A 17,447-nucleotide genomic window follows, 5' to 3' on the forward strand; every position below is an offset into this window, starting at 1 on the left:
ACTAAAAGCTTATAATCTGCTTTTCAGTAAAATGGAAAGTAAATATAAAAAAGAGGTGGCATTATTATGATAATAGAAAAGGATACTATACTGTATTTCTCAGGAACAGGCAATAGCCTTCAAGTAGCAAAAGATATAGGGAATGAGCTTGGGGAAATTCATTTATGTAGAATATCTTCACTCATAGATGAAAAAGAAATACAAGTTAATTCAGCAATACTTGGAATAGTATTTCCGGTGTACTATGCACGACTTCCGGTGATTGTAGAGAAAATTATAAAAAAACTAAAAGTTAATGAGAGAACCTATATTTTTGCAGCAGCAACTTATGGTGGAGCAGCAGCGGGTGTGTTAATTAAGTTAGAGCATATATTACAAAATTGTGGGGGAATACTTAATGCTGGCTTTTTAATTCATATGCCAGCAAACAATATTTTTACCTATAATCCTAGTTCAGCAAAAAAAGATGATAAGGTTTTTCAAAGAGAAAAGATAAAGATTAAAAAAATATCAGATATTATAAGACAAGGAAAAGATTATAAATGTGAAGTAAGCAAATTAATTATTGATAGAATAATAGACAGGATTTTTATTAAAATTACGGATAGAATAATGGATAGTCTCCATGTAAAAGATAAAAAGTTTTGGGTTAAAGATAATTGCAGTGGGTGCAAAATATGTGAAAGAATTTGTCCGGTTAATAATATAGAATTTAATGTAAACAAGCCTCTTTGGAGGCATAATTGTGAACAGTGTACAGCCTGCATTCAATATTGTCCTAGTGAAGCTATTCAATGGGGTAAGAAAACTGAAAATAGGAGAAGATATAGAAATCCTAATGTAGATATTAATGAGTTAATATAAAATAATACATTAAAGAAGAAGTTTCATATGATTGGGAGCTTCTTATTTTATTTTGTTTACAATAAAATTTTAGTAGAATGTAATGACTTACATAAAATTTAATTATTAAGTTATTTCAACATTATGTATATGTGATGGATATATTTATACTTTATTCTAATTATTAGTTGATAATTTGCAATTTATCTTATACTATTTACATAGAAGACAATTGAAAATTTCAGCATATAGATTAAAAGATTAAAATAAATAAAAAACTATAGGAGGTGCATCATATTGCTAACGCAATATGCACTAAATGTGGAACGCTTAAAGAACTTGATATTATTGTAAATGAAACCGAGGAAATTGACTCTGATGAAAATATACTAAAGATTAAGACTAATAACTTCTATTGCTCTTCTTGTCATGTATTTGTAAAAAGTGAAAATATAAAATCAAAAAAATTATAGCTGTATAAAAAATAATATAACTAACTATTATAATGAATTGAGGTTATTCTATGAATAAGATATTTATATTTATTTATGATGGAATGGCTGACTTTGAAATGACTCTTATTGCTCACATTTTAGGGACAGACTTAGGTAAGGAAATAGTTACTATTGCATATGAAAATCATATTATAAGAAGTTTATCTGGATTGGAATATAAACCTAAAGGTTTAGTTAAAGATGTTGTTAAAGATGATGTCGATGGATTAATAATTCCTGGTGGTTGGAATGGTGAACTTAGACCAGAATTAATTGAGTTAATTAAAAATGTTAATTCAGAAGGAAAGCTTTTAGGTGCAATTTGTGGTGGACCATATTTTTTAGCAAAAGCTAATATTCTACAGAATAGAAAATACACTACTTCAATGATTGAATGGACAGAAATGCATAAACAACAATATGAAGAAATTGACCCTTTCCCAAGAGAAAGCTTTGTTAATGAAAGAGTTGTAGTAGATAAAAATTTAATAACTTCTCAGGGAGTAGCTTTTATTGATTTTACGTGTGAAGTATGTGATTGGCTTAAATTATTTAAAAGCGAAGATGAAAAAAATCAATTTTTAAAAACTCTAAAAGGTTAATATCAACTAAGTATTTTAAATACACTGGTAAATTAATTCGTAACTTTCTTATTAGACAAACTAAATATTATCAAATGAGGGGTAAAATTATATGATGGAGGAATGAATTTATGAATACATTATATGTTTCAGATTTAGATGGTACGCTGCTGAATAGAAATTCTCAATTATCAGAAGAAAGTAAAGAAATAATCAATACTTTAGTGAAAAAGGGAGTTAAATTTACCTACGCAACTGCTCGATCCTTTTCATATTTAACCTTTTAAGGCATAGAACAAGAAGTAATCAAATCACAATTTAAAACTACAAAATGAATGTATATATTGGGAGGTTCATAGGTGAGTATTATTTTTAAATTTTCTCTAAAAAGTATTAAAGAAAAAAAGTTTAGAACTTTTCTTATTTTATTTGCAATTAGTGTATCATCAGCATTATTTTTTGCTTCTAGTGCTATATCTGGTACCATAGAAAAAATTTATGTAAATAAATTGAGTAGTTCATATGGTAATTCAAATGTTATAATTCATTCTGGAGACAAATCACCTTCAAAATATTTTTATATGAATAAGATACAAAAAGAAAACGATAAGATAGATTATGCTATTGGATCAATAAGTGAAATAGGTTTGTATAAAATTAATAAGGATGAAACAGTTAGCTTTAATTTACGTGGTTTTAATTTTAATGAATTACAGTTAATGAATCCCATTTCTTTTATGGAGAGCAGCAGTGATAAGAATTTTAGCGGAAAAAAATTATAATAAGTGAATTTACATCAAAAAAATATAATAAGAATGTGGGAGATTCCATTGAACTAGAAATAAACGGTGCAAAACATAAGTTTTCGGTATGGGGAATAGCTGGTCAAACAGGATTCTTTTCCAGTGATGGACAATCTGTATCTGGTATAGTTCCTTTGGAAACTTTAAATTCTATAATGAGTGCTAAAGGAATGGTATCTGTTGTATACATAAAATCAAAGGATTCAATTAATAAGGAAGAAATTGTTGATGATTTAAAACCTGTATATAAAAATTATGTAGTTGAGAACGCCATAAATGATGATGATTTAAAGCAGCAAGTAAGTAGTTTTACCACACCATTTATGATGATGACTATCGTAGTGCTTTTTATGAGTATATTTATTACATATACAGCCTTTAAAGTAATTGCTATGGAAAAATTACCTGTAATAGGAACCTTCAGAAGTATAGGTGCAACTAAAAGGATGACGGATTTAATATTAATTATAGAAAGTTTATGTTATGGTGTGATTGGTGGAATAATAGGCTGTAGCTTAGGTATAGGAATATTATATATAATGACCTGGATTACTACACCCGATTGGATTAAAGGTAATTCAATACAAATCCACTTTTCAATCGCACAGCTTTTAATTGCATTTGTTTTAGCCGTTTTTATTTCCCTTATCAGTGCTATATTGCCTATAATCAGGATATCAAAACTTCCAGTTAAGGATATTGTATTAAATGAAGTGGAACAAGAAAATAAAAAAAATAAATTTTGGAAATTAATTTTAGGTATTATATTATTAGGTATTTCTTTTGGTCTTCCTAATATAGCACCAAAAAGTTTTGCACTGTACATAGATGGAATTTGTATGGTACTAGCTGTTTCTTCAGTTGTAGTGTTGGTACCATTTATAACTAAAATATTTATTAAAATTTTTGAAAAAGTGTATATTTTTACTTTAGGAAATGAAGGTGTATTAGCAGCTAAAAATTTGAGGGAAAATAAGAGTCTTTTAAATAATATTTCACTTCTAGCCATAGGAATATCTGCATTACTTATGATAAATACCGTGAGCTATAGTGTAGGAGTAGAGGTTCTAGATGCTTACGCAAAATTTAATGTAGATATTGAAATGTGGGGTAATATGCTGGATAAAAATACTGAGAGGCTGGTTCAAAACGTAGATGGAGTTAATGATACTTATGGAGTTTATAGTTCTAGTGTAAAGGTCGTTGACTCAAATAGAACCATTGACTCTGTGGAAGGTGTAGCTACAAATAAATATCTGCAATTTTATAGTCAAAAATTAGGAGATAATCCAGACGAGATTTTTCAAAAGTTAAATGAAGACAGAAATATAATGTTAACGGATTCACTACTTTCAAGATTAAACTTAAAGGTAGGAGATTATATTGATTTGGAAATGGGAAAAAATAAGAAACAGTACAAGATAATCGGATCCTTCAATTCAGTAATGTATAATGGGAACTATGCACTTATAGGAGAAAAATACATAAAGAATGACATGGGAATTAAATATTATTCCGCAATTTATGTAAAGACAAATAAAAATCCACAAACTGTATTAAATAATATTAAAAATAAGCTTCAAACTAGAAGACTATCTCTTATGACAAAAGGGGAAATGGAAACTCAAAATAGGCAAAGCAACGAGCAAATGTTTAATGTTCTCAATGCTTTTTCAATAATGGCATTGGTAATAGGGATATTTGGTGTATTGAATAATCTTCTCATTAGCTTTATGGAGAGAAAAAGATCCTTGGCAATATTTCGTTCTGTAGGTATGAGTAAATTACAGACCATTAAAGTAATATTTATAGAATCTTTAAGTGGAGGAATTGTAGGAGGAACAGTAGGCATTTTTGCGGGAAGTCTAATGATTAAAATTGTACCTAAAGTCAGTGAAGCTATGAATCTTCCACTTGAAATAAATTATTTATGGACTTTATTTGTTTATGCTTTTATAGGTGGAATAATTATTAATGTGGCGGCATCTATAATACCAGCCTTTAAATCTTCTAAGATGAATATTATTGAGGCTATTAAATATGAGTAAAGCATTTGAAAGTAAATTGATTGGAGATACTTTATGAGTAATGAAGATAAAAATAAAATTAAGTTAACTAAGGAGAAAAGAGAAGATATGATTTCTGCAATAAAAACCTATTTTTTTAATGAAAGAGAGGAAGAAATAGGTGATTTAGCCGCAAGTCTTATTTTAAATTTTATTATAGAAGAATTAGCACAAGAATTTTATAATCAAGGAGTTTATGATTCCTACAAATACATGAATGACAGAATTGATGATTTATTATCAATTCAAAAATATTAACTTATATAATGCAAACAGGACAGGCGTAAATATTCAATTCATTAATTTAATGTAAAAAATAATATTACTGGGGTGAGGTTATGTTAATAAATCATTTAGGTAAATCTCCTATTATTGATGCAACTGCATTTATTGCACCTAATGCTGCAATTTGTGGTGATGTTAAGATTGGTAGAAATACGAGGATTATGTATGGTGCTTCAATAATTGCTGAGGGAGGGACCATAGAGATTGGTGATGACTGTGTGGTGTTAGAAAATGCAGTGTTAAGGAGTACGGTTAAACATTCTTTAAAGATTAGCAATAAGGTATTAATTGGACCTAATGCTCATGTAGTTGGATGTACAGTTGATGATAATGTATTCATTGCTACAGGAGCTTCTATATTCCATGGAGCAAAACTTTGCAGAGGTTCAGAGGTTAGAATAAATGGAGTTGTTCATATAAAAACTATTCTTCAAGAAAATCAATTTGTTCCTATAGGATGGATTGCAATTGGTAATCCAGTTGAAATTTTACCTCCGGAAAAGCATGATGATATTTGGAAAATACAAAAGCCTTTAGATTTTCCTGAATATGTTTATGGTGTTAATAGGGAAGATGAACAAGAAAATACAATGTTGCAGGTTATGAAAATGATGACAAATACGCTAAAATCACATGAAAATGATAGGGTACTTTAAAATTCATATATCATTTCACAATAAATATATAATAGAATTTTATTAGTATATATGTTATTATATAAATAATATACGAATATCGTAATAAACGTACATGGTATATTATTTGGTTAGAATTAAATTTTTTAATACAAATAAAATAATAATCTATATCTTTAACAATATAAATTATAGGAGGGGATAGTTATTGGACGAAAATAGTTTATTGCATAAACTAATAGAAATATTAGAGTATAAAAATCTTTATCAGTTTGAAACATCTAATCTCCAGCCGCAGGACATGTATATTTTAGAAAGGATATATTTTAAAAAGAAATTAAAAGTTAAGGATATATCAAAGGAATATAATATACCAGCTTCAACGACAACAGGAATTATAGATAGATTAGAGGATAAAAAGTATATTAAAAGAACTAGAGACAATGTAGATAGAAGAATTGTAGAACTTATTGCAACTGAAGAGGGGTGTGAGGTAATACAGAACCATATTAATCAAGATAAAATATTTGCTGAAAATTTATTTAATACATTAGAAGAAAATAAAAAAATAGCATTTAAGCAGCTGCTGTCTGAATTGATCAATAAAGTAAATAAGGAAGAGTTGTTTAAGCAAAATCAATAATTAAAGAGGGTGTTTATCTTGTCTTTACTAGATTTTCAAAATGTAACATATATTAATGATGATAAAACTATATTAAAGGATATATCAATAAATATTGATTCTGGAGATTTTATATCTGTCATAGGACCTTCAGGAAGTGGAAAAAGTACATTTCTAAAGTTATGTGCACATCTTATAAGTCCTACCCAGGGAAAAATAATTTATAAAAATAAATCTTATATGGAATATAACCCCATAGAATGGAGAAAAAATATAGGATATTGTTTTCAAAATCCCTATCTCTTTGGAGATAATGTAATTGAAAATTTCAATTTTCCGTATTCAATAAGAAATGAAAAAATAGATTTGAAAAGAATAGAAGAGCTTTTATCAATTTTTAAACTAAAAAAAGACTGTCTAGATAATAAAGTAAATAATCTTTCTGGTGGAGAAAAACAGAGAATAGCACTTATTAGAAATTTATTGTTTAAACCAGAAATTCTCCTGTTAGATGAAGTTACTTCAGCTCTTGATGTGGACAACACTTTGATTGTGGAAAAAGTAATACAGTCTTTAAATGAGGAAGGTATTACAATTTTATGGATAACACATGATCCTTTACAAAGTAAAAAATATTCAAATAAAGTAATATCCATGGAGAATGGTGAAATAACGTCTTTGGAGGTTTTAAAATGAATAACGGAGCAGATATTAATATTTCTTCAATGTTAATCTCATCACTACTTGTATTTATTTCTCTTTTCTTTGTATATTTTCAAAAGCTAAAATTGGAAAAAGAAATAATTATAAGTGTAATTAGAGCTATAATTCAATTGATTATTGTAGGATACTTACTTAATTATATATTTGGTTTTAAAAACCCTGTTTTTACCACGCTTTTATTGATATTTATGACATTTAATGCATCTTACAATGCAGCAAAAAGAGGTAAGGGAATAAAAAATGGAGCATTAATAGCTTTCATTTCGATAACTGTGGGAACCATTAGCACTTTAGTAATTCTTTTACTTTCAGGAGCTATAAAATATGAGGCCTATCAGATAATACCTATAGGTGGAATGATCATAAGCAATGCAATGATAGCTTTGGGATTATCTTTTAAGCAAATGAGTTCATCCTTTAAAAATAAACGTGAAGAGGTTGAAACTAAACTTTCACTGGGGGCAGATATTTTACCATCATCTATAGAAATAATAAGGGATTCTGTTAAAACTGGAATGCTCCCTACTATCGATTCTACAAAAACATTAGGAATTGTATCATTACCTGGTATGATGACAGGACTTATTTTGGCTGGCACTTCACCGGTTAATGCTATTAAATATCAGATACTAGTTGCGTTCATGCTCTTTTCCACTACAGCTATATCCTCATTTATAGCTTGTTTTATGTGTTATAAAAATTTTTTTAATAAACGAAAACAACTAATTTAGGATAAATTATATATTCTTTATATATTTACAAATTCATAACTTGACAATAGGAATTATTTATCATAGTATATAAATTAATAAATACGTATTGGTTTAATAGGGTGATTTAAATGAATTTACAGGATATGGATTGTTTTAGCTTGATTAAACAAATTGAAGAGCTAAAAAAAGAAAATGAAAAGTTGAAAAAAGAAAATGAAAAATTGATGGAAGGCCTTAAGAAGAATTCTGTTGACTTCAATATAAAAGCCAAAGAGGCGATACAGCGAAAGAAGAAGGAAAAGATTAAAGTATATAAGAAGAAAATTGCTGAAATACTTAGAGAAAAGCAGGATATAAAAACTAAAGAGCTTATAAGTATGCTAGAAATAAATAATAAGACTTTTTATAATTTGAAGTTGAATGTGTTTTTTAATGATGGAGCAGGTATATAAAAGTATTTAGAGATTATAATCAGACTACTAAAATTTTAACTTGTTGTAAAGCTAAAATCTTAGTAGTTATTATTTATTTTATCTGTGTAAAATAGGTATAACAGGTTTAATAATAAGCTTCCTCAAATATTTTTTTTATTTCAGATAAATCCTTAGTAAGTCCAAGAGCTACTATCAGCTTTATTCTTGCTTTTTGGCCATTAAGATTATCTCCAAGTATTACACCTCTTTTAGTGAGATCTCTTCCAGCACCCTCATAACCATAGGTGTCAGAAACTTTTCCAGATATGCATCTGGAAACTAGAACAACAGGTATATTTTTATTTATAGCATACTGAACGCCAGAAACCATATCAGGAGTAATATTCCCTCTACCCATACCTTCTATAACAATACCTTTTGTTCCAGAATCTACACAGAATTTTAAAATACTATCGTTCATGCCGCAAGCACATTTTATAAGATCTACTCTGGTTTCAATTTTTATTGTCGGTATATACTGGCGTTTTGCATAATTTAGATAAAAATAAGGTTTATTGTTGTCCACAAGGCCTATAGGACCAAAATTCAGGCTCTTGAAGGTATCTAAAGACGAAGTGTTTGTTTTTGTTACCTGAGAAGCGCAGTGAATTTGACCATTCATTACCACCAACACTCCTCTATTTCTTGAATCTTCACATATAGCAGTATTAACAGCATTTATGAGATTTAAAGGACCATCCCATTCAAGTTCTGAACTATTTCGCATAGAACCTAAAAAGATTACAGGCTTTGAACTATTGTAGGTAAGATCTACAAAATAAGCCGTTTCTTCTAAAGAATCTGTTCCATGAGTAACCACTATACCATCATAATTTTTGGATTTATCCTTTATTATTTTTGACAATTCCAGCATTTTTTCTGGAGTCATATGGGGACTTGGTATAGAGCCAAAATCTATACAATGAATATTTGCTATGTTATCTATTCCTGGTGTTAAATTTAATATATCTTCACTGCATAGTGAGGGTACAGCTGCATTAGTGTTTTTATCTGTTTTCATTGATATTGTTCCACCAGTAAATATAATAATAATGTTTTTCATTTTTAATGCTCCTTGTATATAATTATTAAATAGAATTTATGAGTATAATTGTTATCAATATCTATTCGGACAAGCTATTTAAACTATTCCTATTTTAACATAATCTTTTGCTGAGGTATATGTGAAAAATAATTTAATATTGAATGTAAAGGTTTTTGTTTTATAAAATTAATAAAAAATACAATAAAAATACTAGTGAAATTAATAAATTGATAATAGTGTCCATTATTGCACAAAAAGCAATGAGATATTGTAAACGTTTTTTAAATATGCACGTTTATATGATAAATTATTAACTTTGTAAAAATAAACCCAAATAAGCAATAAAATAATAATTATTTAATCAGAAATTAACAAAATGATGTTTTTTTAATTACAAATGTGGTATTATAGAATAAAGAAAAAAATATTTAACTGTTATATAACGGGATAAAATATTAATTGATAAATTTAAAGATAGTTGGTGGAATATTATGAATAAAGTAGAACAAGCCATAGGAAAATTTAGCAGAGGAGTTAATTGTGCTCAAAGTGTATTATTAACTTATTGTAATGAATTAAATTTAGATATGGATTCACTTTTAAAACTTGGGAACGGCTTAGAAAATATATTATGTAAAGATGAAGTTTGTGGAGCCGTAACTGGTGCAATAATGGTTCTAGACCTTAAATATGGAACAGATGAAATTGAGAACAAGCTATCAAAGGAAAAATCACAGCAAATGATAGAGATTTTTAGTGAAAAATTTAAAAATATGAATTGTTCAATGCTGTGTAAGGATTTAATTGGGTGCAACTTAAAGCAAAAAGGCATGATAGGTTATGCTAGAGAAAAGGGTGTATTTAAAGATGTGTGTCCTAAGCTAATAAAGGATGCTATTAATATTATAGAAGAACTTCAGTGTAGTGTATAAGAGGTAGTTTGAAATGAAGGAAACAAAAGTTTTATTTCACATTGATGAATTAAGCAAATGGAAATTACTTTTAGGAAATATTAATAATTTGATAAATGCTCTTCAAAATGAAATTTATAATATCGAAGTAGTAGCTAATGCAGAAGCTGTAAAATTATATGATTTCAATAATAATTTTTCTTCTGAAGAATTCCATATTATGAAGGATTTAAACGGTAAGAATGTTAGATTTGTGGCGTGTAATAATGCATTAAAGGGCCATGGCATAAAAAGAGAAAATCTCATGACGTTTGTTCTGGTAGTACCAGCAGGTATTTTGGAACTCATAGACAAACAAGAAGAGGGATATGCATATATTAAGCCTTAGCTTTCATAATATTAGTACATTTAGAAGTATTATTTTTACGTTTATTTTAAATTAGGATGGTCTTATGATATTAAAATTTATTTATGCAGGAAAAGAGATAGAGTTTCAAGTGGTGTTTAGTAAGCGAAAAACTATGGAGATATCCATAGCGCCTTCTGGCGATATTAAAGTACGGGCTCCTTTAGAAATTCCAAAAGCTGTAATAAGAGAAAGAGTAATGGAAAAAGCACCTTGGATTGTTAAAAAACTATATCAGTTTAAACATATTAAGAATAAACCTTTAATTAGAGAATTTATTAATGGTGAAGTGTTTATGTATTTGGGAATGGACTATCAGCTGCAGATAGATATAAAATCCCATATTAATAAAGCAAAAGTTAATTTGTTTAACGATAAAATTATAGTTACTATCAATAATGAGAATAAAGAAAATACAAAAAAAGCTATGGAATTATGGTATAGAGAAAAGGCAAAAGAAGAAATAGATCAAAGAATTAACTTGTATCAAAAATTTTTCAATATAGTTCCCTTGGAAGTTAAAGTAAAAGAACAAAAGAAAAGATGGGGAAGCTGCACCTATAAAAATTCATTACTGTTTAATTGGCGCTGCGTTATGGCTAAATCTGAAGTATTAGATTATATAGTTGTTCATGAAATGTGTCATATGGTTCACAAAAATCACTCAAGAGAATATTGGAATGCAGTAGCTTCTATTTTACCAGATTATAAACAAAGAGATCAGTGGCTTAAAAATAACGGAATAAAGATGGATTTGTAATATTTAATAATATTGTGAAACAATTTTTTAAATCAGTAAAAAATTGCTTCACATTTTTTTATAGTATTATATTTACCTTATAATTATTTTTCCATACATACCTTCTTTTGCATGACCAGGATACTGACATAGGAATGGATATAAGTTCTTCATAATTGCTCCATAATTTAATTTTATAATTTAAGTATAGAAAATTAAAAGGAGGAGGATATTATGTTTGGTTGTGGTTACGGTTATTATAGTAATGGATTTATGGGATGGGGAGGTCCATATCCCATAATATTTATGATAATACGACTTCTAATAATTATAGGAATAGTTTTTGTAGCAGTAAAATTATTTAAAGGCTATTTTAAGGGAAATAACAATGCAATTAAAACTCTTGATAACATGTATGCCAAAGGAGAAATTACCGAAGAGGAATATAAAAAGAGAAAAGAATTTATCAAAAATAACTAGAGAGTGATCTCTAGTTATTTTTGGTATAATGATAATTGTATGAAGTAATAAACTGTAGTGGGGTGTTTGAAAAATGAATGATACTATTAATATACTTGTAGTTGATGATGAATATACAATACTGGAAGTAATTAAGGCTTATCTGGAAAAGGAACATTTTAAAATATATACGGCAGCAGATGGCGAAGAGGCAATTGAAATTTTCAAAAAAGAAAATATTAAACTCATTGTATTGGATTTAATGCTTCCCAAAATTTCTGGAGAAGAAGTTTGTAGGAGGATAAGAACAATATCTGATGTTCCTATTATTATGCTTACTGCTAAAATAGAGGAAGATGATAAAATTGAAGGCTTAGCAATGGGAGCAGATGATTACCTTACGAAACCTTTTAGTGTAAGAGAACTTGTGGGAAGAATAAGAGCACTTCTTAGAAGAGCTTATAGAGATGATAGTCCACTTGCAGATTATCTTGTATTTAATGATGGTGATTTGGAAATAGATGTGAGAAAAATGAAAGTTAAAAAGAAAAGTAAAGAAATAGATATTACTCCCTATGAATTCAAAGTATTGGTGGCACTACTTACGAATCCTGGTCAGGTGTTTACAAGAGAACAATTAGTTAAAAAAGCCTTTGGAGTTGAATATGAAGGATTTGATAGAACTGTGGACAGTTATATAAAGAATGTAAGACATAAAATTGAAGATGACGCAAAGAATCCTAAATATATAAGTACAGTTTATGGAGTAGGCTATAAATTTACAGGTTCAAAGTCTTAATAATATCTTAGTTGATATCAATGAATCTTACTCAGTGGGAGCTTGTATTCCTACTTAGTTTAGATGAATTATCCAGGCACGTGCCGATGTTATCCCCACCTTTAGTAGGTGGAGTGTTCAGCGGCTAGCCATCGGATAAATAATATAGGAGGTTGTAGTGGTGAAAATAACACTTGGTAAAAAATTATCTCTAGGTTTTTTAGTTGCTCTTATTGGCTCTTTAATCATTACTAGCATTATTTCAAATTTAAGAATTTCTAATGAATTTAGCAAATATTTAGTAGATGAACATAATACAAAGATAAATGAAATAGTTAAATTTATTGAAGATTCCTATAATAAAGATAATGGGTTTTCAAGTGATAGCCAGGAAGCAATGGTTAGAAATGCAAATATGAATGAATTATATATTGAAGTAAGAGATAATTCAGGTAATATTATATTTTCTTCTGGGAATTCATATATGCAGCATAAAAATATGATGAATTCAATGATGGGCGGAGGAAAAAGCAGTATGATGGGGGGGTTATCCAATATTAATTCTGGAGAATACAAAGAAGAAAAACATGAACTGAATAAGGATAATAGTGTAGTTGGGACAATAATCATTGGCTATTACGGCAGTTCTTATTTTTCTTCCAATTCATTAACCTTTATAAATAATCTTAATCAATCTTTTATAATATCTTTTTTTATAACATTGATTTTTGGATTAGCAATAAGTTTTTTATTATCAAGGCAGATTGCATCTCCACTTGAAAAGATAACCAAAACTGCTTCTGACATGAGAAAAGGAAATTTGGGAGCTCGTTCCAATATAAAATCCAATACAAAAGAAATAGAAGAATTAGCTTTCTCAATAAACTATCTAGCAGAAACATTACAGAACCAAGAGGAACTGAGAAAAAGACTTACTTCCGATATGGCCCATGAAATAAGGACTCCACTTACTACATTAAAAACTCATGTGGAAGCTTTGATTGACGGCATATGGGAGCCATCAAAAGAAAGGTTTCAAGTATTTTATGAAGAATTAGATAGACTTTCAAAATTAGTAAATATTCTTAGAAATATATCAAAACTTGAGCAAGCAGGTATAACTCTAAATAAAAGTAAATTTAATTTATCTTCTGAAATCGAAAATATTGTAGATACTTTTAAGCCTATATTTATGAGAAAAAACTGTTTGATTACGGTTGAAATTACAGAAAACATAATTGTATATATGGATAAAGATAATTTAAAACAAATGTTGCACAATCTTCTTTCAAATGCAAATAACTATCTTGAAATTAATGGTAGAGTAAAAGTGTCTTTATTTCAAAAAATAGACCATATTATAATAGAGGTAGAAGACAATGGTATAGGTATCTCTGAAAAAGATTTACCATATATATTTGAGAGATTTTATAGAAGCGATATATCAAGAGCTAAAAATACCGGTGGATCAGGACTTGGACTTACCATAACTAAAAGTTTAGTAGAAGCCAACGGAGGAAAAATTCAGGTTGAAAGTAAAATAGGGGAAGGTACTGTGTTTAGTATAAAATTTCCTAAAATTATATGTGCGTAATATTAATTTATCTAGATTTCAACTTTAACTTGATTTGATATACTGGCGTTTTCAAAATTATGTAGATAAAATGAAGAAATGTACCGAAAAGTAATGCTATATATAATATAGTATTTAACATCTAGGTAAGTTTATTTATGTAAAAAAGTTAGTATATCAAGTATTTCATATACTAACTTTTTTATGTAATGGAAATATATGTATTTCCACAATATTTTAATTGTTAAAATAGCAGATTATTCAATTGCAATGGGTTTTGTACCATAGTGTATAGAAGCTATACCGCAAGATAGGGATTTGTAGCTGGCATCTTTGAAGCCTATGGATTCAAAAGCATATTTCAGTTCAGTTTTTGTCATAAATTTATTTACAGAGTCCCTAAGATAGGAATAGGCATTTTTACTGCCGGTACCTAAATATCCAATAATGGGAAGCATATGATTAAAATATAATCCATATATCTGTTTAAATATGGGGATTTGTGGAGTTGATAGTTCTAAGCAGATTGCCTTTCCTCCTGGTTTTAGAACTCTGTAGATTTCAGATAGTGCCTTTGTTTTATTAGGAATGTTTCTTAATCCAAATGCAATAGTCACACAATCAAAGCTGCAATCTTTAAAGGGAAGTGCTTGCACATCACCTTTAAGCAATTTAAATTTATAATTATTAATACTCTTATTAAGACGTTTATAACCCACCTTAAGCATAGCTTCATTAAAATCTAAACCTGTAACTTCAGTGTCTTTACCAACCTTTTTGCAGGTATAGTATATCATTTTACCGGTACCGCAGCATAAATCTAAAACTTTACTATTTTCATTTATATTTGAAATATTTATAGCTTTTTTTCTCCATAGACTATCAATATTAAGAGTTAGTACTGTATTCAACATATCATATTTTTCAGCAATAGATGAAAAAATATTTTGAACGTTTGATTTTTCACTGGCCATATTATAATCTCCTTTTATATTAATAGGAATAAAACAAATATTGCAAGATCCCAAAGTGCATGGGATATAATTAAGAGAGACCATACTATCATCATTTGTCTAATAACTAAGAGCTATACATCCAAAGTACAATGTATGTGTCCTTAGATTTTGATGAGAGATATGGTCTTAAATAAAGCTTTGATATTTAGATTTTAACAGCTTAAATTACATACGCATTTCCATTGGAAGAGCAAATAATATAAGATTTACAACTGCTAAAAACACTATTAATATTGTATAAACAACTGAGATCTTTATAGGATTTTTGTTTCCATAAGTATGTTTTGCAATCTTATACACAGTATATATGGAACCTAAAGCTCCAAGAACAATTAATATATATTGAAGTACTTGTATGGTTTCATTATCTAAGATAGCTGTTGATCCATGCATGTTTACTCCAAAAAGTTCTGCAAAGGTGAAAATTACAGATTTGCCTTCTGCTAGTAAATGAAATAAGTTATGAGCTATATGGCCTGCTAAATCCAAAGGTATAATAGCATATCCAAATCTAGCAAAATTTTGTTTGACTGAATCTCCATTAAATTTTTTTGCAATTAATCCTGTTACAGAAAGTAGAATAATAGGGATCAGCATTGCAATAATAAAAGTTACAGTGAAGGTTACATAGTAGCTTGTAGTACCAGTTACATCTTCAAGCCAATTTAATATATCTTTCCATATAGCTAGCATAGTGATATTTTGAACAAATACAATACCCATAATTACAACAGCGAGAAATGATTCTGCAAGCTTTGGCTTACGAATAAACCATAATTCTTTAGTAGGTACACGTGGGTACATTTTGATAGAATCATTAGGACAATTTTTTACACAATTACCACAAAAATTACATTCTGCATTGGTTTCCATGGTTCTTGGAAACTCAAACATTGGACATCCATCAGCTTTTTCACTACCTTTATAGCAGGCAAGTACTTTGCATTTAGCACATTTTTCTGGAGTTGCTCTTAGTTCCATCATGCCAACCCTTGTATAGTTACTAGATACACCGCCAAGGAAGCATAGATATCTACACCAGGTTCTGCGTTCAAAGAATGCGCCTGAAAAAATAACTCCAGCGGTAATAAGTAGCAGTACAACTGCTGAACCACGAGGGGATTCAACAACGCCCCAAATATGGTCGCTCCAGGTTATCATTATAAACATTGCATCTATAATCCATATTCCATATTTTCTTAAAAATTTAGGAACTGGACGATTATTACCAATAAACTTTTGTACAAGATCATTTATAAGTCCAAAGGGACATATTGCACACCAAAATCTGCCAAGTAGAAATAACATGATTGGAAGCAAAGGCCACCATAGTACCCATGTGCCAGCTGTACCAAAGTTATTGTGAGCAACAGATGGACCAACCAATAATTCATAAACAATAAAAGCAAAAACTATTAAAACTGGCCATTGGAATATACCAGGATACCATTTACTTTGTATAAATTTTTTAAACATTTTATTTTTAAGTAAATTTACATTAGATGAAGAATTGGAATTTTGTTTACCTTTATTATCTTCATATTTTTCTTTTTCTTCCATAAGAATTATTTCCTCGCTTTCTATGCTGCCGAAGTTTTTTTCTTATTTTTAGATATTACAGCAATAATAATAATTAAAACAACAACTCCTAAAAATCCACCTATGATAAGCCAATTAGGACCAGAGTCAGCTACTTTTATATCAAAATCAGCCATTTTTTCCTGGTTTGCTGCCGTAAAATCTGTTTTAATTGTCCAATTACCTTTATCAGAGAAATTTACGTTTCCAGTATATTCTCCCTTTTCTTGTCCTGCTTTAAAGTCAATAGCTCCAGGTTTAGAATTATCCATATTCATATTACCCATATTGTTGCTTGGCATGTCAGCAGTTACTTTAACATTTGCATTTTCCAACGGTTGTCCTTTCTCATCATAAAGTCTAATTGTTAACTCATTATCGCCGGTTTTCACTGTATCACTGCTTAAAACTAAGTCTACTTTTATTCCGTCTACATTTTTCTCGATTTTAGTTCCACCACTATCCGCTAATGCAGTTGTGGATAATATAAGTGTAAAAAGTAATCCTAACACTAAATTTTTGATTAATTTTTTTCCCATATTGTAAAATTCCTCCTAAATATAATTAAATAAATTCCAATAAGATATTAACTGGTGATCTTTTTGTTAAATATTTCAGGCAAAATAAATCTATCCAGACCTAAATAATATGTAATAATAAGTCATGAAAATAATTTGATAGTGAGTTGAATTACTTTTCTTGTT

General features: G+C 28.7%; 21 protein-coding genes. 17 read left to right on the forward strand and 4 right to left on the reverse strand.

Features of this window, described 5'->3' with window-relative positions; genetic code table 11:
• Positions 1 to 66 precede the first annotated feature (66 nt).
• From CLOPA_RS09220 to CLOPA_RS09260, 11 genes are all read left to right on the forward strand, one after another.
• Entirely contained in the window at positions 67 to 864 is a 798-nt protein-coding gene (locus CLOPA_RS09220; protein ID WP_015615165.1) for an EFR1 family ferrodoxin, read from the forward strand.
• 502 nt (positions 865 to 1,366) lie between these two features.
• Positions 1,367 to 1,939, forward strand: a complete 573-nt coding sequence (locus tag CLOPA_RS09225; RefSeq protein WP_015615166.1) for a DJ-1/PfpI family protein — start codon at positions 1,367 to 1,369, stop codon at positions 1,937 to 1,939.
• Positions 1,940 to 2,049: 110 nt separating this feature from the next.
• Entirely contained in the window at positions 2,050 to 2,205 is a 156-nt protein-coding gene (locus CLOPA_RS24325; RefSeq protein ID WP_015615167.1) for an HAD family hydrolase, read from the forward strand.
• Positions 2,206 to 2,277: 72 nt separating this feature from the next.
• A complete protein-coding gene (locus CLOPA_RS23720) occupies positions 2,278 to 2,700 on the forward strand; it encodes a hypothetical protein (RefSeq protein ID WP_051115632.1) in 423 nt (140 codons plus the stop codon).
• 35 nt (positions 2,701 to 2,735) lie between these two features.
• Positions 2,736 to 4,769 carry an ABC transporter permease gene (locus CLOPA_RS09230; RefSeq protein ID WP_051115633.1) on the forward strand — a complete coding sequence of 678 codons (2,034 nt, stop codon included), beginning with the start codon at positions 2,736 to 2,738 and terminating at the stop codon, positions 4,767 to 4,769.
• 33 nt (positions 4,770 to 4,802) lie between these two features.
• Complete coding sequence (locus tag CLOPA_RS09235) at positions 4,803 to 5,045, forward strand: DUF2164 domain-containing protein (RefSeq protein WP_015615168.1); 243 nt, start codon at positions 4,803 to 4,805, stop codon at positions 5,043 to 5,045.
• Positions 5,046 to 5,125: 80 nt separating this feature from the next.
• Positions 5,126 to 5,728 carry a gamma carbonic anhydrase family protein gene (locus CLOPA_RS09240; RefSeq protein WP_015615169.1) on the forward strand — a complete coding sequence of 201 codons (603 nt, stop codon included), beginning with the start codon at positions 5,126 to 5,128 and terminating at the stop codon, positions 5,726 to 5,728.
• A 187-nt stretch (positions 5,729 to 5,915) separates the two neighbouring features.
• The gene (locus tag CLOPA_RS09245; protein WP_015615170.1) at positions 5,916 to 6,350 is read left to right on the forward strand and encodes a MarR family winged helix-turn-helix transcriptional regulator; all 435 of its coding nucleotides are present in this window, start codon (positions 5,916 to 5,918) and stop codon (positions 6,348 to 6,350) included.
• Positions 6,351 to 6,368: 18 nt separating this feature from the next.
• Complete coding sequence (locus CLOPA_RS09250; protein ID WP_015615171.1) at positions 6,369 to 7,025, forward strand: ABC transporter ATP-binding protein; 657 nt, start codon at positions 6,369 to 6,371, stop codon at positions 7,023 to 7,025.
• On the forward strand, positions 7,022 to 7,783 hold the full coding sequence (locus CLOPA_RS09255; RefSeq protein WP_015615172.1) for an ABC transporter permease: 762 nt from the start codon (positions 7,022 to 7,024) through the stop codon (positions 7,781 to 7,783). Before CLOPA_RS09250 ends, CLOPA_RS09255 begins: the two co-directional genes overlap by 4 nt.
• Positions 7,784 to 7,893: 110 nt before the next feature.
• A complete protein-coding gene (locus CLOPA_RS09260; protein ID WP_015615173.1) occupies positions 7,894 to 8,217 on the forward strand; it encodes a hypothetical protein in 324 nt (107 codons plus the stop codon).
• A gap of 106 nt (positions 8,218 to 8,323) precedes the next feature.
• Here CLOPA_RS09260 and CLOPA_RS09265 read toward each other — a convergent pair whose 3' ends face one another.
• Positions 8,324 to 9,301 carry an asparaginase gene (locus CLOPA_RS09265; RefSeq protein ID WP_015615174.1) on the reverse strand — a complete coding sequence of 326 codons (978 nt, stop codon included), beginning with the start codon at positions 9,299 to 9,301 and terminating at the stop codon, positions 8,324 to 8,326.
• 473 nt (positions 9,302 to 9,774) lie between these two features.
• Here CLOPA_RS09265 and CLOPA_RS09270 point away from each other — a divergent pair, with 473 nt between their 5' ends.
• The 6 genes from CLOPA_RS09270 (at position 9,775) to CLOPA_RS09295 (ending at position 14,170) form a co-directional block, all read left to right on the forward strand.
• Positions 9,775 to 10,215 carry a C-GCAxxG-C-C family protein gene (locus tag CLOPA_RS09270; protein ID WP_015615175.1) on the forward strand — a complete coding sequence of 147 codons (441 nt, stop codon included), beginning with the start codon at positions 9,775 to 9,777 and terminating at the stop codon, positions 10,213 to 10,215.
• Between the two features lie 13 nt (positions 10,216 to 10,228).
• Positions 10,229 to 10,582: a DsrE family protein gene (locus CLOPA_RS09275; protein WP_015615176.1), complete on the forward strand. Its 354-nt coding sequence runs from the start codon at positions 10,229 to 10,231 to the stop codon at positions 10,580 to 10,582.
• A gap of 64 nt (positions 10,583 to 10,646) precedes the next feature.
• The gene (locus tag CLOPA_RS09280; RefSeq protein ID WP_015615177.1) at positions 10,647 to 11,360 is read left to right on the forward strand and encodes a M48 family metallopeptidase; all 714 of its coding nucleotides are present in this window, start codon (positions 10,647 to 10,649) and stop codon (positions 11,358 to 11,360) included.
• 213 nt (positions 11,361 to 11,573) lie between these two features.
• On the forward strand, positions 11,574 to 11,819 hold the full coding sequence (locus CLOPA_RS09285; protein WP_015615178.1) for an SHOCT domain-containing protein: 246 nt from the start codon (positions 11,574 to 11,576) through the stop codon (positions 11,817 to 11,819).
• Between the two features lie 73 nt (positions 11,820 to 11,892).
• Positions 11,893 to 12,597 (forward strand): response regulator transcription factor, encoded by a 705-nt coding sequence (locus CLOPA_RS09290; RefSeq protein WP_015615179.1) that lies wholly within the window; start codon positions 11,893 to 11,895, stop codon positions 12,595 to 12,597.
• 160 nt (positions 12,598 to 12,757) lie between these two features.
• Entirely contained in the window at positions 12,758 to 14,170 is a 1,413-nt protein-coding gene (locus CLOPA_RS09295) for a sensor histidine kinase (RefSeq protein WP_041710853.1), read from the forward strand.
• A gap of 236 nt (positions 14,171 to 14,406) precedes the next feature.
• On the opposite strand, the gene ubiE is transcribed toward CLOPA_RS09295, so the two are convergent.
• The 3 genes from ubiE to CLOPA_RS09310 form a co-directional block, all read right to left on the reverse strand.
• Positions 14,407 to 15,123 carry a bifunctional demethylmenaquinone methyltransferase/2-methoxy-6-polyprenyl-1,4-benzoquinol methylase UbiE gene (ubiE, locus tag CLOPA_RS09300; RefSeq protein ID WP_015615181.1) on the reverse strand — a complete coding sequence of 239 codons (717 nt, stop codon included), beginning with the start codon at positions 15,121 to 15,123 and terminating at the stop codon, positions 14,407 to 14,409.
• Between the two features lie 207 nt (positions 15,124 to 15,330).
• Positions 15,331 to 16,725 carry a 4Fe-4S binding protein gene (locus CLOPA_RS09305; RefSeq protein ID WP_015615182.1) on the reverse strand — a complete coding sequence of 465 codons (1,395 nt, stop codon included), beginning with the start codon at positions 16,723 to 16,725 and terminating at the stop codon, positions 15,331 to 15,333.
• A 20-nt stretch (positions 16,726 to 16,745) separates the two neighbouring features.
• Complete coding sequence (locus tag CLOPA_RS09310) at positions 16,746 to 17,282, reverse strand: FixH family protein (protein WP_015615183.1); 537 nt, start codon at positions 17,280 to 17,282, stop codon at positions 16,746 to 16,748.
• Positions 17,283 to 17,447: the final 165 nt, after the last annotated feature.

Origin of the sequence: Clostridium pasteurianum BC1 (assembly GCF_000389635.1) — a bacterium.
GTDB lineage: Bacteria > Bacillota > Clostridia > Clostridiales > Clostridiaceae > Clostridium_I > Clostridium_I pasteurianum_A.